General features: G+C 59.4%; 20 protein-coding genes and 4 tRNA genes. 5 read left to right on the forward strand and 19 right to left on the reverse strand.

Annotation, left to right across the window (positions count from 1 at the left end; all coding sequences use genetic code 11):
• Positions 1 to 7: 7 nt before the first annotated feature.
• The 3 genes from QUE41_RS10390 to QUE41_RS10400 form a co-directional block, all read right to left on the reverse strand.
• Positions 8 to 391 (reverse strand): DUF3069 domain-containing protein, encoded by a 384-nt coding sequence (locus tag QUE41_RS10390; protein ID WP_286342806.1) that lies wholly within the window; start codon positions 389 to 391, stop codon positions 8 to 10.
• Positions 392 to 468: 77 nt separating this feature from the next.
• Positions 469 to 1,956 carry a VWA domain-containing protein gene (locus QUE41_RS10395; RefSeq protein ID WP_286342807.1) on the reverse strand — a complete coding sequence of 496 codons (1,488 nt, stop codon included), beginning with the start codon at positions 1,954 to 1,956 and terminating at the stop codon, positions 469 to 471.
• An 88-nt stretch (positions 1,957 to 2,044) separates the two neighbouring features.
• Positions 2,045 to 3,583 (reverse strand): AAA family ATPase, encoded by a 1,539-nt coding sequence (locus QUE41_RS10400; protein WP_286342808.1) that lies wholly within the window; start codon positions 3,581 to 3,583, stop codon positions 2,045 to 2,047.
• Positions 3,584 to 3,732: 149 nt separating this feature from the next.
• Here QUE41_RS10400 and QUE41_RS10405 point away from each other — a divergent pair, with 149 nt between their 5' ends.
• The 3 genes from QUE41_RS10405 to dauA all read left to right on the forward strand — a co-directional run bounded on the left by QUE41_RS10405 (position 3,733) and on the right by dauA (position 9,435).
• Entirely contained in the window at positions 3,733 to 4,137 is a 405-nt protein-coding gene (locus tag QUE41_RS10405) for an SWIM zinc finger family protein (RefSeq protein WP_286342809.1), read from the forward strand.
• Positions 4,138 to 4,206: 69 nt separating this feature from the next.
• Positions 4,207 to 7,575: an EAL domain-containing protein gene (locus QUE41_RS10410; RefSeq protein ID WP_286342810.1), complete on the forward strand. Its 3,369-nt coding sequence runs from the start codon at positions 4,207 to 4,209 to the stop codon at positions 7,573 to 7,575.
• Positions 7,576 to 7,701: 126 nt separating this feature from the next.
• Complete coding sequence (dauA, locus tag QUE41_RS10415) at positions 7,702 to 9,435, forward strand: C4-dicarboxylic acid transporter DauA (RefSeq protein WP_286342811.1); 1,734 nt, start codon at positions 7,702 to 7,704, stop codon at positions 9,433 to 9,435.
• Here dauA and QUE41_RS10420 read toward each other — a convergent pair.
• From QUE41_RS10420 to QUE41_RS10455, 8 genes are all read right to left on the reverse strand, one after another.
• Entirely contained in the window at positions 9,392 to 10,255 is an 864-nt protein-coding gene (locus QUE41_RS10420) for a BrxR family helix-turn-helix transcriptional regulator (RefSeq protein WP_286342812.1), read from the reverse strand. The genes dauA and QUE41_RS10420 overlap by 44 nt on opposite strands.
• A gap of 57 nt (positions 10,256 to 10,312) precedes the next feature.
• On the reverse strand, positions 10,313 to 11,050 hold the full coding sequence (locus QUE41_RS10425; protein ID WP_286342813.1) for a 5-oxoprolinase subunit PxpA: 738 nt from the start codon (positions 11,048 to 11,050) through the stop codon (positions 10,313 to 10,315).
• Positions 11,034 to 11,954 carry a 5-oxoprolinase subunit C family protein gene (locus tag QUE41_RS10430; RefSeq protein WP_286342814.1) on the reverse strand — a complete coding sequence of 307 codons (921 nt, stop codon included), beginning with the start codon at positions 11,952 to 11,954 and terminating at the stop codon, positions 11,034 to 11,036. The genes QUE41_RS10425 and QUE41_RS10430 overlap by 17 nt, the downstream gene beginning before the upstream one ends.
• Positions 11,951 to 12,595: a 5-oxoprolinase subunit PxpB gene (gene pxpB / locus QUE41_RS10435; RefSeq protein WP_286342815.1), complete on the reverse strand. Its 645-nt coding sequence runs from the start codon at positions 12,593 to 12,595 to the stop codon at positions 11,951 to 11,953. Before pxpB ends, QUE41_RS10430 begins: the two co-directional genes overlap by 4 nt.
• Positions 12,596 to 12,644: 49 nt before the next feature.
• The gene (locus tag QUE41_RS10440) at positions 12,645 to 14,723 is read right to left on the reverse strand and encodes a UvrD-helicase domain-containing protein (protein ID WP_286342816.1); all 2,079 of its coding nucleotides are present in this window, start codon (positions 14,721 to 14,723) and stop codon (positions 12,645 to 12,647) included.
• 78 nt (positions 14,724 to 14,801) lie between these two features.
• Positions 14,802 to 16,904 carry a 5-histidylcysteine sulfoxide synthase gene (gene ovoA / locus QUE41_RS10445; protein WP_286342817.1) on the reverse strand — a complete coding sequence of 701 codons (2,103 nt, stop codon included), beginning with the start codon at positions 16,902 to 16,904 and terminating at the stop codon, positions 14,802 to 14,804.
• 117 nt (positions 16,905 to 17,021) lie between these two features.
• Positions 17,022 to 17,098 (reverse strand) — tRNA-Val (locus QUE41_RS10450).
• Positions 17,099 to 17,103: 5 nt separating this feature from the next.
• A tRNA-Val gene (locus tag QUE41_RS10455) sits at positions 17,104 to 17,180 on the reverse strand.
• Between the two features lie 181 nt (positions 17,181 to 17,361).
• On the opposite strand from QUE41_RS10455, the gene QUE41_RS10460 reads away from it, so the two are divergent.
• Positions 17,362 to 18,357, forward strand: a complete 996-nt coding sequence (locus QUE41_RS10460) for a 2-hydroxyacid dehydrogenase (protein ID WP_286342818.1) — start codon at positions 17,362 to 17,364, stop codon at positions 18,355 to 18,357.
• Positions 18,358 to 18,413: 56 nt separating this feature from the next.
• Here the strand turns inward: QUE41_RS10460 and QUE41_RS10465 are convergent, their stop codons facing one another.
• The 5 genes from QUE41_RS10465 to QUE41_RS10485 all read right to left on the reverse strand — a co-directional run bounded on the left by QUE41_RS10465 (position 18,414) and on the right by QUE41_RS10485 (position 22,394).
• Positions 18,414 to 19,658: a multiheme c-type cytochrome gene (locus tag QUE41_RS10465; protein WP_286342819.1), complete on the reverse strand. Its 1,245-nt coding sequence runs from the start codon at positions 19,656 to 19,658 to the stop codon at positions 18,414 to 18,416.
• A 78-nt stretch (positions 19,659 to 19,736) separates the two neighbouring features.
• Positions 19,737 to 19,940 carry a hypothetical protein gene (locus QUE41_RS10470; protein ID WP_286342820.1) on the reverse strand — a complete coding sequence of 68 codons (204 nt, stop codon included), beginning with the start codon at positions 19,938 to 19,940 and terminating at the stop codon, positions 19,737 to 19,739.
• 78 nt (positions 19,941 to 20,018) lie between these two features.
• The gene (locus tag QUE41_RS10475) at positions 20,019 to 20,288 is read right to left on the reverse strand and encodes a prepilin-type N-terminal cleavage/methylation domain-containing protein (protein WP_286342821.1); all 270 of its coding nucleotides are present in this window, start codon (positions 20,286 to 20,288) and stop codon (positions 20,019 to 20,021) included.
• 144 nt (positions 20,289 to 20,432) lie between these two features.
• Positions 20,433 to 20,852, reverse strand: a complete 420-nt coding sequence (locus QUE41_RS10480; RefSeq protein WP_286342822.1) for an Hsp20/alpha crystallin family protein — start codon at positions 20,850 to 20,852, stop codon at positions 20,433 to 20,435.
• 141 nt (positions 20,853 to 20,993) lie between these two features.
• Positions 20,994 to 22,394: an aminotransferase-like domain-containing protein gene (locus tag QUE41_RS10485; protein ID WP_286342823.1), complete on the reverse strand. Its 1,401-nt coding sequence runs from the start codon at positions 22,392 to 22,394 to the stop codon at positions 20,994 to 20,996.
• Positions 22,395 to 22,505: 111 nt separating this feature from the next.
• Between QUE41_RS10485 and ccoG the strand changes: the two genes are divergently transcribed.
• Positions 22,506 to 23,864, forward strand: coding sequence for a cytochrome c oxidase accessory protein CcoG (ccoG, locus tag QUE41_RS10490; RefSeq protein WP_286342824.1), 1,359 nt, complete (start codon positions 22,506 to 22,508; stop codon positions 23,862 to 23,864).
• 123 nt (positions 23,865 to 23,987) lie between these two features.
• On the opposite strand, the gene QUE41_RS10495 is transcribed toward ccoG, so the two are convergent.
• The 3 genes from QUE41_RS10495 to QUE41_RS10505 form a co-directional block, all read right to left on the reverse strand.
• Positions 23,988 to 24,064 (reverse strand) — tRNA-Val (locus QUE41_RS10495).
• 13 nt (positions 24,065 to 24,077) lie between these two features.
• Positions 24,078 to 24,154, reverse strand: a tRNA-Val gene (locus QUE41_RS10500).
• A 113-nt stretch (positions 24,155 to 24,267) separates the two neighbouring features.
• Positions 24,268 to 25,632 carry an MATE family efflux transporter gene (locus tag QUE41_RS10505; RefSeq protein WP_286342825.1) on the reverse strand — a complete coding sequence of 455 codons (1,365 nt, stop codon included), beginning with the start codon at positions 25,630 to 25,632 and terminating at the stop codon, positions 24,268 to 24,270.
• Positions 25,633 to 25,662: the final 30 nt, after the last annotated feature.

Raw genomic sequence — 25,662 nt, forward strand, 5'->3', positions numbered from 1 at the left:
TCTCTCCTTAGCCTTCGAAGGGCTCATTGAGCTGACGTTTCAGTACTGGGTTGCGGCGGGCTGCCTTGATGTTCTTCAACATCAGCTTGATGCCGCGGGCCAGCACGCTCTCCAGGTGAGACGCGCGCTGCTCTTCGGAAATGTCGGCGTCCTGGGTCAGGCGCAGAGTCTCTGCGGTGGCACCGAGCAGGTTGTAGGTGACGGAAGCGTGCAGGCGTTCGAAGTTACCCAGGATGCTCTGGGCGCTGGCGGGCAGACGCTCGAAGTCGTGACGAAGGGGTTGCTCAACCGCTTCGTAGATGGAGCGAAGGCCATCGTAGGCTTCGGTTTCCAGGTTGTAGAAATCGGCAATCTGCTGAAGTTCAGGCGCCAGATTTTGGGTATCGGTCATCATCTATTCCTGTATGGGGCAAGCCCCTGAAAAATTTGCCGCTGATGGTACCAGAAAGCGAAATCAAATAGCAGGGTTCAGGCGGAGCCCTGAATCCCCTGAGACAGAATGGCCGCCTCGGCGGACAGTCTGGTGTCGGCGTCGGGATCTCTGAGCCTTTCACTGATGGCACCAGTTTCACCGTCGTAGTGCCACTGACAGTCGAACAGAGTCTGGTAGCGATCGTTGCCGACGATCTCGCCAATCACCACAGCATAGAAGCGATTGCCACGCTCCCTCATGCCGCACATGGCCAGTTCCTGCTCACTGGGAAGGTTGGCCATGACAAAGTCAGACAGGATCACCAGATCCGCCAGTCTGAAGGCCTGCTTCTCCATCAAGTCTAATGCTGAATTCAGGGCGGGCACCACGTCGGTGCCGCCATAGAAAGATTGTCCCAGGAAGCCCAGCAGGGCAGGGAGGGCATCGCCACTGGAGAGGTTCAGGGTAGCCACTTCGGTGGAAAAGTTGATCAGATAGCAGGGTCGCTGGGCCGACTGGGCGGTCAGCGCCAGGTAGAGGCTGACCGCCTTGGCCACCTGTTCTGGCGCGCCTTCCATGGACAGGCTGGTGTCCACGCAAAGGATCATGGGGCCGTTGTTCTCTTCGAAGCGCACCGCATGATGCTCCCACACCTCACAGGTGACGTACTCCCGCTCCCACCCCCGACGGTCGAAACAGGCGAGCTGAGACTCAAGGTAGCGCAGGTTAAACAGGGTATCGGCCATCTCTTCTCCCACCAGAGAGAGCTCGGAGGGCAGGGTCAGAGGGATGTCGCGGCCGCTGCGGATGCCGCTGATGGACTCCGGGGCCGGGGCGTTGTCCATCAGTATTGGCAGCTTACGTTTGACCTTGATGGGCTCCAGCCGCTCGCCGAAGCTGGGCTGACGCATCTTGCCGATGCGGCGACACAGGTCCATCACTTGTGGGTTCTCCCCCAGGTAATCCGCCCAGCGTTTCAATTGCTCAATGTCGGTGTGGCCTTGTTGCACGGCGGAAAAATCCACCAGTCGGCCCGGATCCAGCCCAAGAGGCTCGAAGTGGCGGCTCAGTTCGCTGATCATCTTCAGCCAGGTCTTTAACTGCTCCAGCATATCCTGGCGAAATCCTGAGAGTCGCTGTATCTGCCAGCTGGCTTCCAGCCGCTCCAGTTGCTTGCGCCACTCCATCTGCATCAGCTTGCGGACCAGGGTGATGCCGTCTCGTCTGCCGGCGGCGGAGCTCAGCTGGTTCTGCCAGAAGCGGTGGTTGTCCGGCACGCCCTCCTGATGCAACAGGGCCTGGAACTGCTGCCACTCCTCGAGCATCGCCTGGCGGTTGTCCCCCTGGTGACTGAGGGAGTGAGTCGCCGCATCGAGGTTTGCCCTGTGAATCCGATAGGGGTTTTCCTCTTCGAGGATCCGCTGAGCTCCCAGCTCCAGTTTGTCCAGAGTTTGTTGCAGCCTGGCGTTGAGTGTCGGCGAGGCACTCAAAACGTCGCCGTAGCTTTGATACAGCGACTCGGTCAGCTCGGTTTGCAGGGTCACGCCTGCTCCAGGGCCAGAATCTGGCTGCATTTGAGCGCGTGCAGTTCCATATCCGCGATCTGGGCCAGCCGCCCCTCCATGGCGTTGTTCACTTGTGAAGCCGGGACGAAGGGGAGTCGCAGCAGCCCTGATAGTGCGTCAGCTCCTGCTCGGCGCTGGCGCGGGACTGCTCCAGGCGCTGCAGCGCCTGAGCGACCTTGGCGGTCACCCTGTCCACCTCGGCACGATTGATCTTGTCCCGCCGGTCCCCTCTGTGGTGACGGATGCCCGGTTTGAAGCTGTTGACCACCCAGGCGTTGGAGTCGAAATTGCCGTTGTCGTTGTAACGGATGGACAGGGTGCCGTGCTCGTCAAACTGGCACTGCACCAGCTCCATCTCCTTGCCCAGGGTATCCATGGGGTGGAAGGGGCGGCGGGTATTCATCTGTTCCTGGTGCACGTAGAAGTCCAGATAGACAGGCTCCTTTCGGGACAGGCCATGCTCATAGGTGGCCATTGCCTTAACGTAGAAGAAGCGATTGCGATCCTTCTGACGCCGCTCCTCTTCGCCGCCAAAGAAGTACTGCTGAGGATAAAACTCCACGGTGTCGTAGACAGGCTCCTGATGGAACAACAGGGTCTGCAGCTGCTCATGCCAGAGATCGATGTCCAGATAGAGTGACGCCAGGCCTTCTCCATCGGCGCAGGCCACCTCAAATACCGCTTGCTCCACCAGTTGATACACCTGCTCTCTGTGGTCTGGCTCTGACCACAGACAGTGGCGCAGCAGCAAGGCATCGCTGTGGTTGGTTTCGCTGCGGTCATTGAAGAAGGCGGAGGCTTTAAGCAGCAGAGCGGCGCGTTGCCAACGGCGGTCGGACACATAGAGGTGCAGAGAGTCTGAGCGCTCTTCTATTTGTCGCCTTAGGTGACGGATGACCGCCAAAGTGCCGGGACTCAAGGTGACCAGGGCGAGCTCCTTTTGCCAGCTTTGCCACTGGGACAGGGAGATGCGCCCTTTTACCTCCAGGGGGGCGCTCAGGGGAGGCTGCTGCAACAGGTGCTCAAAGTTATCCCAGCGGCGGGTGGGGCCCACATTCAGGCGGATAAGGAAGCGGTCGTAAAGGGCGTCCAGGCCCTGATCATCCTGAGGGATCTCATTGGACGCCGCCATCAGCGCCATCAGCGGCACAGGCAGAGAGTGTTCGCCATTTCGGAACAGGCGCTCGTTGATCAGGGTCAGCAGGGTATTCAGAATGGCGGGGCTGGATTTCCAAATCTCGTCGAGGAAGGCAAAGCGCGCAGTGGGGAGGTAGCCATCCACCTGGCGCAGATATCTGTCCTCTTTCAGCTCTTTAAGGGACACCGGGCCGAACACCTCGTCCGGGGTGCTGAACCGATTCATCAGACATTCAAAATAGTCCTCACCCTCGAAGGCCTGGGCGATTCGCCTGGCCATCAGGCTCTTGGCGGTGCCAGGGGGGCCGTAAAGGAAGCTGTTTTGTCCGGTCAGTGCGCCCAGCAGGGCCACGGCAAGGGTCTCTTCCCGCTCCTGCAGGCCAACCTGCAACTGATCGATAAGGGCTTGAATCTGGGATTGTCTGGCATTACCCATGGGGCTCTCCGCCTGGTCAACTCTTTTTACCATACTACCTTCCACGGGCTTCGCCACTGAGTGTGGGGGCCCCAAGTTGTGAAAAGGGTCACCCTTAGCCTGACCTGGATTCAATTTTCTCCGAAGATGATGATTCTTTTCTGGACGGCTATGGATTAAGCTTCAGAAAAAGGGAGAGTTTTATGGACTTTGACAAGCTGACCCTATTGGCCGGGGAGCGCAGTGCCACCCGAGGCCTGAACTATTTCAATGAGGGCCGGGTGGGCAGCCTGACCCTAAGCGGTGATCAGGTGGTGGCCCTGGTTGAGGGAAGAGAGCCGTACTCGGTGACCCTGACCATCAATGACACCACCCTCGAGGGAGAGTGCTCCTGCCCGGCGTCGGATCACAGCGAGTTCTGCAAGCATTGCGTCGCCGTCGCCCTGGCGTGGGAGCAGGAGAGGCGTGCCCCCAGTTGGCTGGTCAATCACCTTAAGCGACAGAGGAAAGACCAACTCATTGACCACCTGGTCCGGCAGATCATGGCAGACGAGGTTTTGGCCAACAAATGGCAGCGGCGCGTCGAGTCTGCAAAGCTAAAGAAATAATTACATTCCCTTTTCAGTTTTTATTTAGATCGGTTTTAAATTGTCGCTGAGAGGCGCCTTTAGTAGTGTATGAGCAGAATAATAAGAATGAAGGATGCTCAGTTGCCGAACTCCCACTTTTTTGGGTCGCGCTTCTCCCATGTGATCTCCACAGTCCTCAGTGCTTTGGTTGGTCTGTCCATGCTGAGTGTCTCTCTCTGGGCCGGCGCCGAAGAGGCGGAATCTCTGCAGGCGCAGAAGATGGAAGCGGTGGCCGAGCAGTTGCAACAGCGCATCAACGGCAAGCGCTATCTGCTGGACGCCGTTGGCCAACTGGTCAAATCCAATCCAGAGATTTCCCAACAGCAGTTTGAGCGAACCGCGGCGGACCTGATGGCCAATCACCAGGATGTGATCGCGGTGCAGCTGGCCCGCGCCTCAGTGATCTCCCATGTGTATCCCCTCTACGGCAATGAAGCGACGCTAGGGCACGATCTGCTGGAAGATCCGCAGCGGCGGGGCCCAATTCAACGTGCTCTCAATGCCAATCAGTCCACCCTGGCGGGGCCCTACCTGCTGAGACAGGGGGGCGTGGGGCTGGTTATCCGTTTACCCATCTTCCTGGATCAGGGGCAGACCCAGCTTTGGGGTCTGGCCATTGTGGTGCTGGACTGGAACCTGATTGCGGAGCAGGTGGGGCTGTCCGACGAAGAGGGGGCGATGCATTACGGCCTGCGCAGCCTGCAGAAGGACCCGGCCGCGGTCAGTCTTGGGGACAGCCTGCTGTTCAGTTCGCCTGAGGCGGTGATCAAGGTGCTGCAACTGCCCAACGCCCAGTGGCAACTGGCACTGAAAAAGGAGCAGGCTGGCGAGGTCACCGACGGTCTCACCATTCTCCTGTCGATGTTTGCCGGCTTTGGTCTGCTGTTCAGCTTGCTGGCCATGTTGTGGCGTCACAGACACAGCTGGCATGCGCCCGCCACCCTCTCCGGCGCCTTGATTGCGGTCAGTGTGGCGGCCGTGATTGGCTACCACCAGGTTGAAAATCGCAACAACCGTCTGCAGGCGGTCAGGGCGGCGGATCACGTACGCCAACTCATTTACGAACGGATACAGGACAATCAGAACTACCTGTTTCTGCTCAGCCAGGAGTATCGACGGGGGCAGCTTGACCTGCTGCAGTTCGCGCTCCGCGGCGGCCGTTTCGTTGAGGATCACCCTGAACTGCTGAACCTCAACTGGGTCAGCCGCGATCTGGTGATTCAGGAGGTCACCCCACGAAAAGACAATGCCCAGATCCTGGGGCTGACCATTAGCCTGGATGCGCCTCTGGAGGCCGCTCTCCAGGCCAGGGACAGTCGTAGCCCAGCCCATACCAGGCTGTTTAAGAATATTCAGGGGAAATACTCCTTCGAGACCTGGTACCCGGTCTACAAGGGCAATGAATTCCATGGGCTGATCGCCGCCGTGTACGATGTGGATCGGCTGATTGACGCCGTAGCTCCCGAAGCCCTGACCAGTCGTTACCTCATCGCCATCTCCTACGGTCAGGACAACCCGGTCAATGGCCAAGGGGTAGGGCGTGAACTGGTGGTGCCCGGCCACGGTACCCGGCTCTACCTTCAGCCCAGGGGGAACTCCCTGAGCCGGGAAAGCCTGTTGATGCTGCTCGCCAGCTTCATCCTCGGCGGGGTGCTCTTCTTTGGCATTCGGGTGCTGCAGCGAACCAATCTCAATTTGTCCAAGCGGTTTGATGAGGCAAAAAACGCCCGCGATGCCCTGTTCCGGGAGAAAGAGTATTCCCAGATCACCCTGAGCTCCATTGCCGACGGTGTCATCACCCTGGATCGCAAGGGGCGAATACAGAGTCTCAATGAACCTGCCAGGCGATTGCTGGAGGAGAGCGTCGGCACCGTCGAACAGAAGCCTCTGACCCAGCTGCTGCCCCTTGAGCAGTCGCAACGGGAGCATTCGCTGCAACGCCTGATCACCAAGGTGTTACTGGGTGAACCCGGTGGCCAAATCTATGGCTCCATTCGTCGCCGGGGTGAGAGGCTCTACCTTAACCTCAGTGCCAGCTGCATCCGGGTTAAGGATGAGGTAGAAGGGGCGGTGGTGGTGATTCACGATGTCACCGAACTCAACAGGCTGACGGAAGAGCTGGAGTACCGGGTGTGTCATGACGCCCTGACCGGGCTCATCAACCGCACCGAGTTTGAGAAGCAGTGCCTGGCGGCAACGGGCAATGGCCAGCACTTCCTGATCTACCTGGATCTGGATCAGTTCAAGCTGGTGAACGATACCTGTGGTCACCTGGCCGGCGACAAACTGCTGACTGAGTTGGCGGCGCTGCTGCAAACCGTGATTCACCCCGGGGATACCCTGGCGAGGCTGGGGGGCGATGAGTTTGGGGTGCTGCTGGCCCACTGTGATTCGGCCCAGGCCCAGGCCAGGGCCGAGCGTATCCGGATTACGGTCAAGGAGTTTCGCTTCGTACTTGAGGAGAAGATCTTCGAGCTGGGGTGCAGCATTGGCCTGGCCGAGCTGCACCCGGATCTGGGGGATTATAACGCCACCCTGGCCAAGGCTGACCTGGCCTGTTACATCGCCAAGGATCTGGGGCGTAACCGCATTCACCTGTTCACCAGTGACGATGCCCAGACCACCGCCAGGGAGGGGGAGCTCTCCTGGGCGGCTCAGCTCAATACTGCCCTGGAGCAGGGCCGCTTCCAGCTTTACCATCAGCCTATGGTCGCCATCGGCAGCGAGTCCAATGGTAAGACTAACTTCGAAGTGCTGTTGCGGATGGTGGGCCCAAAAGGGGAGAGTATTCCTCCCGGGGCCTTTATGCCGGCGGCTGAGCGTTTCCATATGGTGACGGCCCTGGACAGGTACGTGGTCGAGCACACCCTGCAGTTCCTCGAGAAGCGGCCCGAGGTGCAACAGGACCTTGGTATCTGCTCCATCAACCTCTCCGGTCAGTCCGTGGGCGACAGCGCCTTCGTGGAGTACCTGTGTCACCGCCTGGCCCACTCACCGATTCAGTCCAGCCACATCTGCTTCGAGATCACCGAGACCGCCGCCATCGCCAACCTGCATAAGGCCAGGGAGTTTATCGAACGCTTGCGATCGAAAGGGGTAAACTTCGCCCTGGACGACTTTGGTTCGGGCATGTCCTCCTTCGGTTACCTCAAGGCGCTGCCGGTGAACTTTTTGAAGATCGATGGCAACTTCGTGCGGGATATCGACCGGGATCCCCAGGACCGGGCGTTTGTGGAAGCGATTCAGAACATCAGTGCCGCCATGGGCATGGCCACGGTTGCCGAGTGCGTAGAGAACCCCCACACCATTGGCCTGCTGGCAGAGATAGGCGTCAATTATGGCCAGGGCTATGGGATTGCCATGCCTCGTCCTCTGTCGGAGCTCAAGCTCAGAAGCGGTGAGACGGTAGCGCCATGACGCGGGTGACCCCCGCCCCATAACTCCAGAAAATGAGATCGCCCTCTCAGAACGGGGGCGGTCTCAGCCTTTACACTTATGGGCCTTTCCGGAATCCGTCGATTCCTGCCAATTGGAACTCCCTGAGTGAAATATCGTCCACACCTCTTCTCCTTGAGATTGGGTCACGCCCTCCGTGCTTCCTGTCTGAATGCCGGCTATGGTCGTCCCCAACTGATGAAGGACATCGCCGCGGGCCTCACCGTCGGCATCATTGCGTTGCCCCTTTCCATGGCACTGGCCATCGCCAGTGGCGTCGCCCCCCAACACGGCCTGTATACGGCGATGATCGCCGGGGTACTGATCGCCCTGACCGGCGGCAGCCGCTTCAGTGTCTCCGGGCCAACGGCGGCGTTTGTGGTGCTGCTGCTGCCCATTGCCCAGCAATACGGCCTGGGAGGGCTGCTGATGGCCACGTTGCTGTCCGGCGTGGTGTTGGTGAGCATGGCGGTGCTCAGACTCGGCCGTCTGGTGCAATATGTGCCCCCGGCGGTGACCCTGGGGTTCACCTCCGGCATCGCCCTGGTGATCGCGGTGATGCAGTTTAAAGATCTGCTGGGCCTGAGTGCCCCAGGTGACCTGCATGGGGCCCTGTCTGAAGCCCTGTGGCTGACCGGTGCCCTGGGCCAGCTTCAGTGGCCGACGGCTCTGCTGGGGTTGGCTACCCTGGGGCTGCTGCTGCTCTGGCCGAGACTGGGCCTGCGTTTTCCACCCCATCTTCCGGTACTGGCTTTGGCGGCGGTAGCGGCCTGGTGGCTGCAGCAGCAGGGGGTGGCGGTCGATACCCTGGGCAGCCGCTTCCACTACCCATTGGCAGAGGGAGGGGTCGGTCATGGGGTGCCCCCCTATCTGCCGAGTTTCGTCTGGCCCTGGCAACAACCTGGCCCGGACGGCACGCCTCTGGGATTGAGCTGGGCTATGCTGGGGGATCTGTTGCCGTCGGCCTTTGCCATCGCCATGCTGGGCGCCATTGAGTCACTGCTGTGTGCCATGGTGGTGGATGGCATGAGTGGCACCCGCCACAGCGCCAACAGCGAGCTGCTGGGGCAGGGGTTGGGCAATCTGGTTGCCCCCTTGTTCGGCGGCATTCCTGCCACTGCCGCCATTGCCCGTTCGGCTGCCAACGTCAAAAGTGGCGCGGTCAGTCCCATTTCGGCGGTAGTGCACTCATTGGTGGTGCTGGCGTCTGTGGTGCTGTTGGCGGATCTGCTGGCCTGGATCCCCATGACCGCCATGGCAGCCCTGCTGCTGACCGTTGCCTGGAACATGAGCGAAGCGCCCAAGGCGGTACGACTGCTCAGGCGCGCGCCCCTGGGCGATCAGTTGGTTCTGCTGCTCTGCCTGGTGATGACCGTCGCCTTTGACATGGTGGTGGCCATCGCTGCAGGCATGGTGATGGCCAGCTTGCTGTTTATGGGGGAGCTGGCGAAGATGACCAGGCTGAAGGATTTGGGAAACCACGCCAGGATATTGCCTGAAGCAGTGCCCCAGGGCTGGCGGGTACTCAAGGTCAACGGCCCGCTGTTTTTTGCCGCCGCGGACCGAATCTTTGCCGAGATTGCGGTGGAAACCGCCGGTGCCCAGGGGGTGATTCTCTATATGAGCAGTGTGCCCGTGCTCGATGCTGGCGGCCTGTCTGCCTTAGAGCGCTGGCTGGAAGTCTGTGAGCAGCTGGGCACCAAGGTGGTGATCAGTGATCTGCAGTTTCAGCCGCTGAAAACCCTGAGTCGGGCTGGCGTCGATCCCATTCCCGGCAGGCTCATCTTTGTGGCCGACCTTACTGCGGCACTTGAGGTTGCGAACAGCGGACGGTGTCACTGACCACCAACAGCTGACTCGCTGGGTCGAAAGCCTGAATCGGCGTGGCGATCTGCAGCCGGCGCAGGTGGTAATCCATCAGGGCCTGACGGCATGTCAGGGTGAGCTGGTCACCATCCATACCGTAGTCGATGGCGATCACCTCTCTCTGGGCATCGCTGAACTGGGGGTTGGGCACCAGTGTCACCTTGACCCATTGATTCCACTGACTGTCCTGTTGTTGACTATGATCGCTGGGGTAGAGCAGTTTGGGCAGCCCCCTGATGCGGCTCAGCACCAGATCCAGATAGCGTTCATGCTGTTCACAATAGCCTCTCAAGTGCCAGCGATAGCCGTCATGCACCAGGGTGTGAGGGACGAATACCCGTTCGCTGATGGCGCCGGTGGCGATGGAGGCATACATCAGCTTTACCCTGGTGGCATTGCGGGCTGCAATCAGCAATTGGCGTACCACCGCCGGGTCAACCTGGCGCTGGGGCGGAACCACCAGTTCGGTATCGGCGCTGCGTATCGTCAGCAGTTCAAATCCGCTCTCCTCGAGCTGTTTCTGCTGCATCAGCAGCTGCAGATACTCGGAGAAGTCTCCCTGGCTGAATCTGGGCTTAAAGTAGGGGCTGGGTTTGTACCCTTTTAGCCTGGTGTCGTATTTCAGTGCGGTGGGGGCCAGGCTCAGGTAATGATTGATGTCCCGGCTGGCTTGCTGTCGGCCAATGCCGAAGGTCTGGCACAGATGGCGGGTAGTCAGTCTTCCTTCCCATAGGGCGACGATCTCGATGTGTCGAAATCTCAGCTGTTGATCCCACTTGATGTTGCTTCTGTCCATTCCAATCTGCCGGGCGAGAGTCGATGATGTGACTATAAAGGCGACAGATGGGCGAAATCAATATTGAGGCAGAGAAAAACCCAGTTTAGTCAGGTGATTGTGCACTAACTGGGCTCGCTCCAGGGCATTGGGGCTGTCCCCGTGCAGGCAGAGGCTGTCCACCTGAATGGGGTGGCTGATGCCATCCTGTCCAAGGATCACCCGGTCCCGGGCCAAGGCTGTTAACTGGGCCCTGACCGCCTCGTCGCCGCAGAGCAGGGCGCCTGGCTCGCTTCTGGGGACCAGGGCGCCAGCATGACGATAGAGTCGGTCTAGAAACCCTTCGCGGATCACTGCCAGCTCAGCCTCGGCAGCCACAGTGAGCATGGGTGAACCCGCCAGTCCCATCAGGGCTGCATGGGGCACCACGCATTTGATCGCCCGGCAGATGAGTTGGGCCAGGGGACGGTCGTTGACCGCCTGATTGTAGAGGGCGCCATGGGGTTTGACGTACGCCAGCCGGGCATCCCGGCTGCGACAGATGCCATCGAGTTGCGCCAGTTGCTCGCAAAGGCTCTCCAGCAACAGGGCCGGATCCATGGCCAGCGGTTGGCGCCCAAAGTTGTCGGGATCCGGATAGCCAGGGTGGGCCCCAATGCGTACGCCTCGTCCTAGGCAGGCATCAACCGTCTCCTCCATTAGGGCGCTGCTGCCCGCATGACCGCCGCAGGCGATGCTGGCTGAGCTGACCCAGTTCAGCAGTTGCCGGTCAAAGGGGAAGCCTTCCCCTATGTCGACGTTAAGATCCAGTTCCATAGAGGCCTCGTTGCAACTGATAACGGTAACCCTGATATTGCCGCTGAACCTGGTTAGCCTGCGTCAGGGTACAGGGCTCCAGGGTGAGCTCGCAGCCGGGTGGGGACTGGACCAGGTGATCGAGGTCTGGCTGTAACAGGTAGCCCAGCACCGGATAGCCCCCTGTGGTTTGACAGCCCCGGCCCAGCACTATGGGGTGGCCGTCGGGCGGCAGCTGTATGGCGCCGGGAAAGACAGGCTTGGTCACCGATTCCAGAGGCAGCTGATAGGGGTGATCGCCATGAAGTCGAATGCCCATACGACTGACTGAGCGCGACACCAAGAGCCTCATGGCCGGTGCCCACTCTTCGTGGGCCGGAAGGTAACGCAGTCGGGTGTTGTGGGGGCGCCTAGCTATCCCTTCAATCTCAGGAAGCGGCGACTGCTGATCACCCAGGGGCAGACGGTCCCCCTTTAACAGGGGCCTGGCTGGCAGTTTGCTGCGCTCCAGGTCAGGATCCGTGCTGCAACTGTCCATCAGCTGGGGCAGGGCGATGCCGCCGCGCACCGCCAGGTAGCCATAAACCCCCTCTCCCGACGGGGTCAGGTTGAGGTGATCGCCGGCCTCGAAGGGGTAACGCCACCCAGGGAACAACCGATACTCCTCCCCCTGACGTATCAGGTGGCCTCGGTGAGCCTGGCCGCAATAGGCGAAATACCCCTCGTCTTCAAAGCTCAGGGTCAGACTGCCTGGGCCCAGTTCCAATGCGGCGCGGGGTGTCGGATTACCACAGAGCCAGTTGGCGGACTCAAAGGCCAGCTGATCCATGGCACCCTGCCAGCTCACGCCAAGGTGCCGATGGCCAAAGCGGCCGCAGTCTTGCAGGGAGATGGGACCCGCCAGGGCGTCTATCACTATGCTCATGACTCCCCCACGGGCTGAAAGCTCACCAGATCACCGGGCTGAAGCAGGCTGGGTGACTTTGAGTAGGGATCAAACAGAGCGAGATCGCAGCGGCCGATCAGGTGCCAACCGCCGGGGGACTCGCTGGGATAGAGTGCGCTCTGACTGCCGGCTATGGCCAGGCTGCCTGCGGGCACCCGGACTCTGGGCGTGTCTCTCCTGGGCAGTCGCAGCGCTTCCGGCAGACCTTCGAGATAGGCAAAGCCCGGAAGGAATCCCAGCCAGGCGACGGTGTATCGGGCGCCGCTGTGCAGGGCAATCACCTGTTCAGGACTGAGACCACAGCTGGAGGCCACTTGCTGCAGGTCGGCGCCGTCATAGTGAACGGGCAGGGTATGCAATCTGGGGGCGGGCTGGCCTTCGGTGGATGCCTGCCATTGGGAGTGCAGTTGTGCCTGCAACTGCTTAAGGTTGGCGTCCAGGGTCAGCCACAGGCTGACGGTGTTGCCGGCGTAGAGGGCGTCGATGACCCCTGGCCAAGGTCGGACCGCGTCGGCGAACGCCGCCAATTGACTGCCGTTTACCGGGGAGGCTGGGGTGCACTCCACCAGTCGTTCACCGGCCTGATGCAGGTGTAGCTTGGGTAGGGACTCTGCTGCCATGGTCACTGCGCCTCATCAAACGCCATTGACCCTAAATTAGCAGGGGGTTTTATGAGTGTCCATGGGGCTGTTTGTTGGCCACCGCATTCAGAAGATGCTGAATCTCCTTGGCAAAAGAGCCGGGGTTGGCTCGGTTTACGCTAAGGTAGACCTGTTCACTGGCCCGGGTCATGGCCCGGTACAGCAGGCGCCTCTCCTCGGCAAAGGGAAAGCGCTCCTGAGCGGGCAACATGGCCTCCAGCGCCGGATGGGTGGCATGGTGACGGGGGAACTGGCCCTCGGCCAGGCCCAGTATTACCACGCAGTGGCATGTCAGGTGCTTGCAGTCGGCGAAGGTCGACAGCTGCAGGGGGGTATCCGGCACCAGCTCCTGTAAAGCGGCCAGCTCCTGTTCGCCGGGCAGCTGATGTTGTTCTGAGCCAATCAGGGCCAGGGACCAGCCGGGTTTTGCCCGCCTGGCCACACTCTGTACCACGGCAGTCAGGGGTAGTCTGTCATCCACAAGGGAGATGCTGGGATAGGGCTGCATGGTCAGGCTGGTGACCCGCTTGGTCAACTGGGCGGGGTTGCGGCTGATAAATGCGGTCCCCAGCAGATTGAGGTTGCTGTTGAGGGTAAAACTCATGTCCAGAAGCGTCCTGCTGTGGGGACCGAAATGGCCGCCAAACTCCAGCAACTGGTTCAGCTCGGCGCCCTGACGTCGCCCGCTGCCCTGCCAGTCGTCACCCAGGGCAAACAGGGACTCGGACTTGGAGGCCATTGCCTGCAGAAGCTGGCTGTGGGGCAGGGAGATCTGCTGCAGGTCATCCAGCATCAGGTGCTTCCAGGGGAGGCGGCTGTCCGGACGCTTCAGCAGTCGTACCGCGTCCACCAGCAACTGGTCGCGATCACTCTCGCCCTCGATGCGCAGAGCCCGATTGTACGCCTCCATCAGGGTGGTCAGCAGAGGCTGCCAGGGTACCAGGGCAGGATGTTGCAGGCTCCACAACCTGATGCGGTGACGCCGGTAGGCGGGCAACAGTTCACACAGCAGGTCCAGGAGACGGCTGAAGGCGCCGCGTTGCTGCCAGTACAACAGCCGTTTTTCCGGCTCCAGCCCGGCCAGTACCAGTTGGCGGTACCTTTGCACCTGTGCTTTGCCGCCACTTAGGGCCGCATCCTTCATCAGCAGGGTAAAGATAAGCTCCCGCCCCTCAGGACGTAACAGCAGCGCCGTCACCTGCTGTTTGAGCCAGCGCCTGAGTTGTCCTCCCTCCGGGGTGAGAGCCGTGAGTCTGGGGACAGTTTGCGTATTTTGATGGATGAGCCTCAGCGCCAGGGCCTGGAAATGGGTTACGGTGATCCGCTGTGCGCCTTTGCCCAGGTGGGTCAGCAGCAGTCTTTTCAGGCGACGGACATCAGCGCTGTCATGGGCCAGCACCAGAATCTCTTCCGCCTTGGCCTGACCACTGGCCACCAGATAGGCGATTCGCCCTGCGAGCACGGTGCTTTTGCCTGTGCCCGCGGCGCCGAGCACCAGATTCACATCGTCATGGGTGACGCAGGCCAGCCTCTGGGCATTGGTCAGGGGCGCCGCCGCCAGTCGGTCAAACAACCCCCGGTAGCGCTTGAGCTCCTGCTGCAATTGATGTTGCCGCAGCCTGGCCAGGGTCTGAGGCGAATCCTCAGACAAACTCCGGATCAGCTTGAGCCCCTTGCGCTGCTCCGGCGGCAACTCCATCGGCGCCAGGTTGCCCAAGCCTTCGCGAATTCCACGCCTGGACAGGGTGACCAGCCGCTGCCAGCGGCTGTGGGACAGGTATCGCTGTCGCAACTCTTGGGTGGCAACCAGGGCCAAGGAGGTGAGACGGCCTTGCTGCCAGCCGGTCCATTGGGCTTTCGCCTGCTCGGTCCAGGGCGTGGCGCTCTTTTTCGGAAGCCAATTGAGAGTGTGTGGAGGCTGTGAAGGCAGAGTCAGGCGGGTAAACCACCAGCCTGGTTCGATGTACGGAGGTGCGCCCAGGTCGGACCAGGGCAACAGGGAACTGCGGCCTCCCTCTTTAACCTCAACCCCTTGGGGCGTCAGGATAAGGCTCAAGGACTGGGTGGCCAGGAGCCGCCCTGTTTGGGAGCGTTGCAGCAGCGTCATCGAGGTACAGCAAAAATCTTCGAGAGGAGGGGATTACACCCTAAAAGCGCTAGTGGGTGCAATCCCCAAATGGACCTTTTACTCCTTTTTACGCCACAGGGTCATTTCGGAGAGGGTATGTTGATGTTTTCGGGCGGTTTCCCGGATCACAAAGGGCACCTGGTGAGAGTCAATCAGGGCAAAGCCGGACCCGAGTCGCTCCTTGAGCGCGTTCAAAGTGGTGTAACTTTCGCCATCCTTCTTAAAGCCGCCCAACCAGTTTTCTCTGGGGGTAAACTCCTCCAGCCAGGTATAGGGTGAGACCAGAACCAGCAAACCACCGGGGTTGAGCCTGTCTCCGATGAGATCCAGGAACCGGGAGGGTTCCGCGAGACGGTCCAGCAGGTTGGACGCCAACACCAGATCGTAGCCGCTGAACTGGGGTTTGAGGTTGCAGGCATCCCCCTGGACGAAGTTGAGGCTGAGCTTGTGTCCGGCCAGGTCGAGGTCCGCCAGAGTCACCGTCTTGTACTCCACCAGCTCTCCCTCCACAGGCACGGCAAAACGTTTCTCCCCTTGCTGGAGCAGCTCGTAGGCGTGCTGAATAAAGCGGGCAGAAAAGTCGATGCCATCGACGTGGTCAAAGTGACGGGCCAGTTCGAAGGAGGCCCGGCCAACGGAACAGCCGATGTCCAGGGCCCTGTGGGTGTTCTCCAGGTGGGGCCGCAAAAGGCTGACCAACTGCTTGGGAAAGTTTCTTACGCCGAAATACTCGGCGCCGTAGTGAAATTCCAGATACTGGCTGACCAGCGCGTCTGTTTCATAGGTGTTGGTGTATCTGGTGTCCGCCAGTTTCTGGTGGGACACCAGATAACGGAATCCGGCGTGCTGGTAGAAGTGGCGCCGGAACGCGTATCTGGAGTCTGCCAGGGCTTCATTGCCGGTGGAGATCCAGGAGCCGCCCTTCATCAGGTTGTGCTTGCCATCGAAGGTGGGGGTGGAGAAGTCATCGTACAGCGGGTGGACACTGAAGCCGGAGAAGCCGTTGATGGGGGTTTCCGTCCACTGCCAGACGTTGCCCACCACATCGTTGATTCCCTGATGCTCGAATTGATCCACTGGGCAGGAGGAGGCCCACTTGTCCAACATCAGGTTGCCGGGCACCTGCTCCCAGTGAGGGTTGTTGTCCTCGACCCGGCGGCGCAGCAGCTGCCACTCGGACTCTGTGGGCAACCTGACCGGGCTCTGGGTAGCGGCGGCTTTCCAGTTGCAGAAGGCCTTGGCCTCCAGCTGGTTCACCTCCACCGGCCAGTTCAGTGGCAGCGGGATCTCCTCGGTTAGATTGCGTTGGAACCAGTGATCCCCGTCACGGCGCCAGAAACCGGGATGTTTCGCCTTGGTGTAGGCCAGCCACGCCTGGCCCTCGTCGCTCCAGAATTCGGCTCGGCTGTAACCGCCCGCATCAACAAACTCCTTGTATTCCTGGTTGGACACCAGGTATTTGGATACCTGGAAGTGATCGACCTGGTGCTGATGGATGCCGAATTCGTTGTCCCAGCCGTAGGTGTTGCGGCTGTCATCCCGACCCAGGGTCACCAGGTCACCGTCGACCTCCACCAACCGGTTGGCGGGGGCAGGGCCGCTGTCAGGGCAGGGGGGCCAGTCCGGGTGGTTTCTGACCTCCTCCAGGGGTAACTGGCGGATGATCACCGAAGAGGTTTCCAAATGGATGCGTTCATGCTCTATGCCCATCAGAATCACCCAGGCGGGTTGGTCCTGAGTAACAGGCAGAGACAGGGGCATGGTATCGATCACCTGATTGACCCGGACAAATACCGCATCGCGGTATTCGCGCACCTGGTCCACCGACGGCCACTGGTAGTTGGCTTCGTCCAGATCATCCCAGGACATCTCATCCACCCCTACGGCAAACATCGATTCAAACTCGGGGTTGATGCGCGAATCAATGATGCCGGCCAACTTGAGCTTATTGATGAAGAAGGTGGCGGTATGGCCAAAGTAGAAGATCAGCGGATGGCGCAAGGGCTCGGCTTTCAGATAGTAGGCCTGGTCGTCAGCTATCACCTCAAACAGCTTCTCGTAGAGGCGCCAGGTGTTGGCAAAGTACTCTTTTAACTGCTGTCGTTTGAGTTTGCTGTCGGTGCCGGAAAGGGAAAGAGTCTGCGCATTCCTTTGAATCATTTGGCCATCCTTAGGGTTAACTGAACTAGTCACAGTGTAGACAACAGAGGATGACACCCCTGTGTCACCAGGGGATATACGCAAAAAGCCCGCCAAAGAGGCGGGCTTTTTTGAATGTGGTGCGTCTGAGTGGACTCGAACCACCGACTTCCACCATGTCAAGGTGACACTCTAACCAACTGAGTTACAGACGCAGGATTGGTACACCTGAGTGGACTCGAACCACCGACCCCCACCATGTCAAGGTGGTGCTCTAACCAACTGAGCTACAGGTGTATAAGTCAAATACTGACCAGGCAGTACCGAACGGGTCGTAATACTAAAGAGAGCAGGGTAGCATGGCAAGCAAAATTCCCGCTGAACGGGCTGACCGGCTATTCCCTGCCCAAAAAAGGAGGGGAGTGTCCGCCTCATAACCCAACTAAGCTGTATTTATGTTTCTGCGAGGAGAATCACCATGACCAAAGCACGGATCGCCGTGTTCAGCAGCAAATCCTACGATCGCCACTCCATGGATGCTGCGAATGAGAAGTATGGCTTTGAGTTGGATTACTACAAGACTCAGCTGACCGCCTCTACCGCCAAACTGGTAGAAGGGTACGACGCCATCTCCTGCTTCGTGAACGACATCGTGGATACCGCCGTACTGGAGCAGCTGGACAAATCGGGCATCAAGATGATTGCCCTGCGCTGCGCCGGATTCAACAACGTTGATCTGGAAGAAGCCAAGAGGCGTGGTTTCGTGGTGAGCCGGGTACCGGGATACTCGCCTGAGTCCGTGGCGGAACATGCGGTGGCCATGATGCTGTGTCTGAACCGCAAGCTGCACAAGGCTTACTCCCGTATTCGAGAGCACAACTTCAACCTGGAGGGGCTGCTGGGCTTCAACCTGGGCAGCAAGACCGTCGGTGTCATCGGTACCGGTAAGATTGGCCTGGCCACCATGAAAGCCCTGAGTGGCTTCGGCTGCAAACTGCTGTGCCACGACCCCTATGTGAACCCGGAAGCGGAGAAACTGGGCACCTATGTGGACCTGGATACCCTGTACGCTCAGAGCGACATCATCACTCTGCACTGCCCGCTGACCGAGGACAGCCACCACCTGATCAACCGCGATGCCTTCAACAAGATGAAAGAGGGCGTCATGCTGATCAACACCTCCCGTGGCGCCCTGGTGAACGCGTCCGACGCCATCGAGTCCCTGAAAAGCGGCCGCCTGGGTTACCTGGGCCTGGATGTATATGAACTGGAGGGAGACCTGTTCTTCCGGGATCTCTCCGGCCAGGTGATTCACGATGACGTATTCGGCCTGCTGCTCAGCTACCCCAATGTGCTGGTGACCGGCCACCAGGGATACTTTACCGACTTGGCCCTGAGTCAGATTGCCGACACCACCCTAGGCAACATCAAGGCTTACCAGAAGGGCGAAAAGACCGGTAACGAGATCTACTGATTCCCGTTGCCCCTAAAGAAGAAGGCGCCTTTCGGCGCCTTTTTTGATCATTGAGATCAGCGCTTGGCCTGAGCACTGTGGGCGCGGCGCATCTCCTCCGCTTTCTCCCGGATCTCCTGCAGATCACGGACCATTTCACTCCAGCCATACCACAGGGCATAGTCAGGGTTGGCGTGGAAGGCCCCCTGGAAGGCACGCATTCTGTGTTTCAGGTGCATCTCAAACAGGGTCTGCTCTATGCTGGTGGGCGCATCATGGAAGGTGAGCAGATCCGGGAAGGGGTAGGCGTAACTTTCCGGCTTCTTGAGTACGCCATCTTTGTAGAGCCCGGCAATTTCCCGTATCGCTTCGGCCATCAGGTGGTCCAGATCTCGGATGAGGTTATCCGCCTTCTCAAGCTCTGCCTTGGCAAAGTTCTCTGAGTGGCAGTCGCTGCACACCTTGATCATCTTATTGCGCTCGGCGTCAAACGAGGCCTTGTCCAGTCGGGCAACATCGGCCGCCTTGACCACATCCAGTCTCGGGGTTGGGTTACCCTCCATATCCAATACACCCAGGGCCTGAAGCAGGGTGATCTGGTCCGCTTTCCACTGTGGGTCTTCCGATAGCGGCAGTCTTACCGCCAGGAAGCCCCAGGCGGTTCTGACTTCGTGGTTGCCATCCACCATATGACAGGTCTGGCAGGTGGGCGCCTTGGTGGTTTTAGGCAGGGTCCCGTTCTGCGCCAACAGGTAACGAACACCGTGTTTTGAGGAGGACCACATCTCCCACTGAGGATGGTCAAAACCCATGTGGCAGGTCTGGCAGGCCTGAGGCTCTCTGGCCTCTTTCACAGAGAAACTGTGCCTGGTGTGGCAGGCGTCACAGGAGGCGTGACCAAATTTACTGCCGGCTTGTTTCAGCGCTTCAATCTCTTCGTCACTCTTGAGTCCCAGCTTGTGACAGCCGGTACAGCCCTTCATCCCTTCATTGAGCGCCATGGGCAGGGCATGGGTGGTGGGCATCGCCTGAACGGCAGCCCAGGAGAGGGCGTGTTTTCCTTTGGAGAACTCCTCAAGGCGCTCGCTGTGACAGGCGCCGCAGGTGTCTGCGGTGATGGTGGCCAGGTTGTCCACGTCATCGGCGCTCTTATGATCGCCCTCATGGCAGGTGTCGCAACCTATGTCATTGGCGTGATGTTTACTGGACTTCCAGTCCTCCACTATGGAGGGAGAGATCTCGGTATGGCAGGACTCGCAGGTCTCCTCTGACAGGGCCAGTGGCGCTGCGAGTAACAGTGGAACCAACAGCAGGGCACGCATAGCAGTCTCCTTGAGCCGGGCAAACTCCATTGAGCTTAGCCCAGACCACGGAAAAAGTAGGGTTATTTTGCCTGGCGATCAGCCGTTGGAGTAGCTGCTCATGCGAAAACTGGTTTCGCCTGTACTCAGGGTGTAGGTCAGGGTCGGCAGGTTGACGCCGGGTTCGTTCTTTTCACCCACGTAGATGTAATAGCACGCATCAGGACCGGTGCGATACCAGTACTTGATGGCTTTGCTGGTGTCTCCGTCAAAGCTGCCGTTGCTGGCGGGACGCGTAGTCAAATCACTGTCCAGCAGAGCACCCCATAATTCACCGCAGTTGTTGCCATTCAGGGTGCCGTTGAAACTGGTACCACTGGGTTAACCCTGATCATTACTGTCCACCGTACCGTCGCCAAAGGTGCTCAGGTTGGTGACCGCACCGGTTTCCCCGTGAGCCAGCCAGGCGCTGTGGTACAACTTGATGCCGGATCGAAACGCGCCAAAAGCCCCCTGATAAACACCGGTGTGGGCTTCAGAGGAGAGAGACAGGAAGCGGGGCAGAGCCATGACCGCGAGGACCCCGAGTACCACCATCACAACCACCAACTCAATCAGGGTGAACCCTTTGGAACGATCAGTAATCATCATCGAATTTCCGCTTTAGAATCATTGCTCTAACCATGTCGCGAGCGAGTATATCAGCAGTTGGGATTGACTCAAAATTGAAAGGGCCGCATTTGCGGCCCTTGGGTACTCAGGTCTTTACGACCTGTATGACAACGTCGAATCGCCTCAGTGAATCTCAACCCGGTCCTGCACCGGCGCCTTAGGCTCAACCTTGGGCAGGGTCAGCTTAAGGACGCCGTTGTCGAAGTGGGCATCGATCTGTTCGGCATTGAGGCTGTCGCCGACTTCAATGTTGCGGACAAACACCCCTTCGTGGCGCTCTTTGCGGATGAAGTGCTTCTCTTTGGTTTCGCTCGCTTCGCTTCGACGAGCCTCGATGCGCAGCACGCCATTGGCCAGGGTGATAGACAGATCCTCCTTTTTAACACCAGGAAGGTCGGCACTCAGCAGGTACTTGTCCTCCTCTTCGACGATGTCAATTCTGGGCAGTCCCATGGAAACAGCGGAATGCTCCTCATCCTGGGAGCGTCTGCGGTCCATCAGAGGCCAGAAATCGAACAATGAATCACGGGGAAACAGGTTCATAATGTCCTCCATTCACTCCTTGAGGCATCGGGCCCTTGAGCCGGCGACGCCCCTGCTATTCCTCAATAAAATTTTACTCCCTGCTGGGCGCTCCGGCGCACAGAATGTGGGCTTTGGGTGATCTGGATCAAGCTGACGGCACTAAGGCACCAGGGTTTTGGCCAGCGTCGAGATCGCCTGGCGCCGAATGGCCGTCACCGGTTGGGAGAAGCTCAGTCGCAGGCAGTGATCGAAGCTGTCCGTGGTGGAAAACAGCGAGCCTGGGGTAATCACGATCTTCTGCTCAAGCAGAGGCCGATAGGCGGTTTTGGTGTCAACCCCGGCAGGCAGTTCCAGCCAGAGCGACAGCCCCCCTTCAGGGACGGTGGCAGAGTAGCGACCAGGCCAGTTGTGATGCAGGCAATCGAGCAGTTGGTCCCGGTTGCCGATAAGTCTCTGCCTCATGGCCATCAGGTGGCGCTTGTAGTGGCCCTCCGCCAGGTAACTGGTCAGCCCCTCCTGGACCGCCTGGCTGCCGGAAAGCTGGTTGATCAGCTTGAGCTGGGTGATGCGACCGTGCAGCCGGCCGCCACAAATCCAGCCCAATCTCAGGTCTCTGGACAATGACTTGGAGAAAGACCCACACAGAATCACCCGACCCAGGGTATCGAAGCGCTTTAATGGCTCTGCCTGAAGATGAAATCCCAAGTCCCCGTAGATGTCATCTTCGATGAGGGTCAGTGGGTAGTTGTGGGTCAGCGCCACCAGGCGCTTTTGCTCCTTCACCGGCAGGGTGGCACCTGTGGGTGTGGCGTAACTGGGCGTCACCACACACACCTTGACCTGCCAGCGTTTGATGGCGGCTTCCAGGTCATCGGCACGCACACCAAACTCAGGGCTGGCCGGTAACTCCACCACCTTGAGGCCCAACTGCTGCAGCAGTTGCAGCACGCCGTAGAAGGCGGGGCTTTCCACTGCGACGGTGTCACCGGGCTGGCAGCAGGCCATCAGGGCGAGAAACAGACTGTTTTGGCAGCCCGAGGTCAGGGCGATCTGCTCCACCTGCAGGGGGCAGTTGCGGCTGCGGTAGCGGGCGGCCAACTGCTCTCTCAGGGCGGGCAGGCCTTGTGGGTCGCCGTAATAGGAGGCTTTGCGTACCGGTTGCTGGCGCAAGGCGCGGCTCAAGTGGCGATTGAGCAGCAACAGATGCTGATCCGGTGCTTCCACCGGTGCCCAGGGGCAGAGATCGAAGGCGGCGCTTCGCGCCATGATCTCCTGGAACAGCAGGGGCACATTGACCTCGCTGGGGGCGGCCTCTACCGGTTTGACTTGGGGCTTGGGCCTGGGTCGCTTCGACGTCACGAAGTAGCCAGAGCGCGCACGCGCCTCGATAAGACCCGCCGCTTCCAGGGTATGCAGGGCCTTTTGCACAGAGATTTTCGCCAAGCCATGTTGCTGACTCAGAGCCCGTATGGAGGGAAACCGCTCGCCAGCCTGCCACAGCCCTTGTTGTATCTGCTGGTTTAAGAATGACGCCAGTTGTTGATAGCGAAAATGAGGCATGGTCACCACTCAGAAAATCAATCTGTACCTATTTTAAAAAATATTTTTGTATCTACCAATGACAGTTGTGCAATTTAGACTGGGGCCGCGTTTCGCCATTGGAGAGAGACAGTGTCTTCAGCCAGCCAGGATCCCAACCTGATCTTTACCACAGCCACAACGGGAAAAATCTACATAAGAGAGCAGTTTGGCCGCTTTCAGCGTGTCAGGCGCCGCCTGAATCTGTTTCTGGTCGGCCTGTTTCTGCTGTTGCCCTTGGTGCCCTATCAGGGGCGTCAGGCGATCCTTGTCGACCTGGGCAGACAGCGCTTCGATCTCTTTGGTGTGTCGCTGTTTCCCCAGGACCTGCTCATTGTGGCCTTCCTGTTTATCCTGGCGGCCTTCCTGCTGTTCCTGGTGACCAAGCTCTACGGCCGGGTCTGGTGCGGCTACACCTGCCCTCAGACCGTATGGACCTTGATCTTCAACTGGATAGAGCGACGCATCGAAGGCAGCCATAATCACAGCCGAGCCCTGGATCGAAGTCAGTGGAGCCTGGCCAAGGTGGCCAGAAAGTCAGCCAAGCATTTGGCCTGGTTGCTGATCTCCCTGGTCACCGCCCTGGGCTTCATGGGTTACTTTGTCCCGGTCAATCAGCTGTATGTCGGCTTTTTCACCTGGGAGAACTCCGCACTGGTTCAAACCTGGGTGCTGTTCTTCACCTTCTGTACCTACCTCAATGCAGGCTGGCTTCGCGAGCGGGTCTGCCAGCATATCTGCCCCTATGCCCGGTTTCAGTCGGTGATGTTCGACGACACCACCACCCTGGTTGCCTACGACGCCACGCGGGGAGAGGGCAGGGGCCCGCGCAAGCGGGGGACCAGCCCACAAGGGATGGGCGACTGCGTCGATTGCAATCTCTGCGTTCAGGTGTGCCCGGTGGGCATAGATATCCGTCAGGGGCTTCAATACGAATGCATCAACTGCGGCCTGTGTGTGGACGCCTGCGATCAGACCATGGACAGGTTTGGTTACGCCCGGGGACTGATTCGTTATGCCTCGGACAAGGGCAAACAGATGGGGGTGACCGGCTACCTGGGCTATGGCCTGGCCACCCTGGTGACCCTGTTGGTGATGCTGGTCTGGAGCAACACCCGCACCAGTTTTGAAGTCAACGTGCTCAGAGACCGTCAGGCCCTGTATCGCATCAATGACGAAGGCTGGGTAGAGAACACTTACAGATTCAAGATGCTCAATAAGACTCAAGAGTCCCGCACCTACGCGGTGATCGTGCAGGGCTTCTACGGCTTGAACATTGATGGAGACGCCCATTTCACACTGGCGCCGGGAGAGCATCAGACCCAGGTACTGACCGTGGCCCTGACTCAGGAAGCGGATCAGTGGGAGACCCCAATACGTTTTGTGGTGGTGGATGTGGACACGGGTGAGCACCTGTTCCGCCCCTCGACCTTTTACGCTGAGCGAGGGTAGGGCCAGCCAGTTCCTATTCTTAGTAAGATTTTCAGCAGGCCACTCCTTGTGAGTGGCCTTTTTTTGTTTGCTGGACGCCAGACGCAAAAAAGCCCGCTCTCAATGAGCGGGCTTAGTGCGATGTGGTGCGTCCGAGTAGACTCGAACTACCGACCCCCACCATGTCAAGGTGGTGCTCTAACCAACTGAGCTACGGACGCATAATCTAAAATGTGGTGCGTCTGAGTGGACTCGAACCACCGACTTCCACCATGTCAAGGTGACACTCTAACCAACTGAGTTACAGACGCATATCGCTGTGCGATGCGCTAAATACTAGGGCCTGCTTGAGGCGATGACAAGGCCCTGTTGCAGTTAGTGCGTTTGTTTGGCTAAAGATTGCCCTCGGCGGGGCGGTTTTTGATCAGCTTGCTGCCTCTTGAGACTGTGCCAGCCGCGTCTGCACCCCTTTAAGGCGGATCTTCAGCATCAGCGCCGCCGCGGACAGGCCGGCGATAAAGCCAATCCAGAAGCCTGCCGCGCCCATGGCCGGTACCAGCCAGTCGGTCAGCCCCAGCACCAGTCCTGTGGTGAGACCGACGCCCCAGTAGGAGACCAGAGAGATCCACAGCAGCGCCGTAGTGTCCTTATAGCCCCTGAGCGTTGCCGCCGTGACCACCTGAACCGTATCGGACAGCTGGTAGATGGCACAGAGCAGCATCAACTGACCCGCCAGAGCGAGCACCTCTGAATCTGCGGTATAGAGGGCGGCGATCTGGTCGCGGAACAGCACCGTGGCCAGGGCAGTGATCACCGCGATGCCCAGTCCCATCAGCAGTCCAATGCGTGCCACCATGGCGGCAATATCGAACTCCTTGCGCCCCAGGTAGTAGCCCACCCGAATGGTCAGCGCCATCCCCAGAGCCAGGGGCAGCATAAAGATGAGGCCGGAGAAGTTGGCGGCCACCTGATGCCCGGCAACGGTCACCGGTCCCAGGGGGGCGATGGCCACGGCCACCACGGCAAACAGGGTCACCTCGAAAAACAGTGCTAAGGCGATGGGCAACCCGAGTTTTATCACCGCACCTTGCAAGGCGAGGTTGATTCGTCGCCATCCCTGGAACAAGCGGTATTCCTGGAAGCGTTTGGTGAACAGCAGATAGAGTGCCATGGCCAGGAACATGCCCCAGAACACCAGGGCAGTCGCCACGCCGCAGCCGGCACCACCCATGGCGGGCATGCCAAAGTGGCCATAGATAAAGATGTAGTTGGCCGGAATATTGATGGCCAGTCCCACAAAGCCGATGATCATCGAGGGCATGGTCCAGGAGAGTCCCTCGGTGAAATTCCTTAGCACCTGGAACAGCAAAAACGGCGGGGCACCCCACAAAACCGCGGCCAGATAGCCCCGGCTGAGTTCAAACAGCTGCGGATCCAGCTCCATCTGTGCCAAAATCCATTCCGCCTGAGCGAAAATGCCCATGGCCAACAGGCCACAGACCAGCGCCAGATAAGTGCCCTGGTGAATCAGAGGGCGTATCTTACGCTCTTGCCGGGCCCCGTGGTGATGAGAGACCATAGGGGTCAGAGCCATCAGGATGCCGGCAAAGAAGAGTATGGTCGGCAGCCAGATGCTGGTGCCGACGGCCACGGCCGCCATGTCGGTGGCGCTGACCCGGCCGGCCATTACCGTATCGATGAATCCCATCATGGTCTGGGCAACCTGGGCGGCGAGAACCGGCAGGGCCAGGCGAATTAGGCTTTTGGCCTGATAGAGGCGACTGTGCATATAGGGCGTAAGGTCCGATACTACGAAAAA

The sequence above is a fragment of the Ferrimonas sp. YFM genome, assembly GCF_030296015.1.
In the GTDB taxonomy this organism is placed as follows: Bacteria; Pseudomonadota; Gammaproteobacteria; order Enterobacterales; family Shewanellaceae; genus Ferrimonas.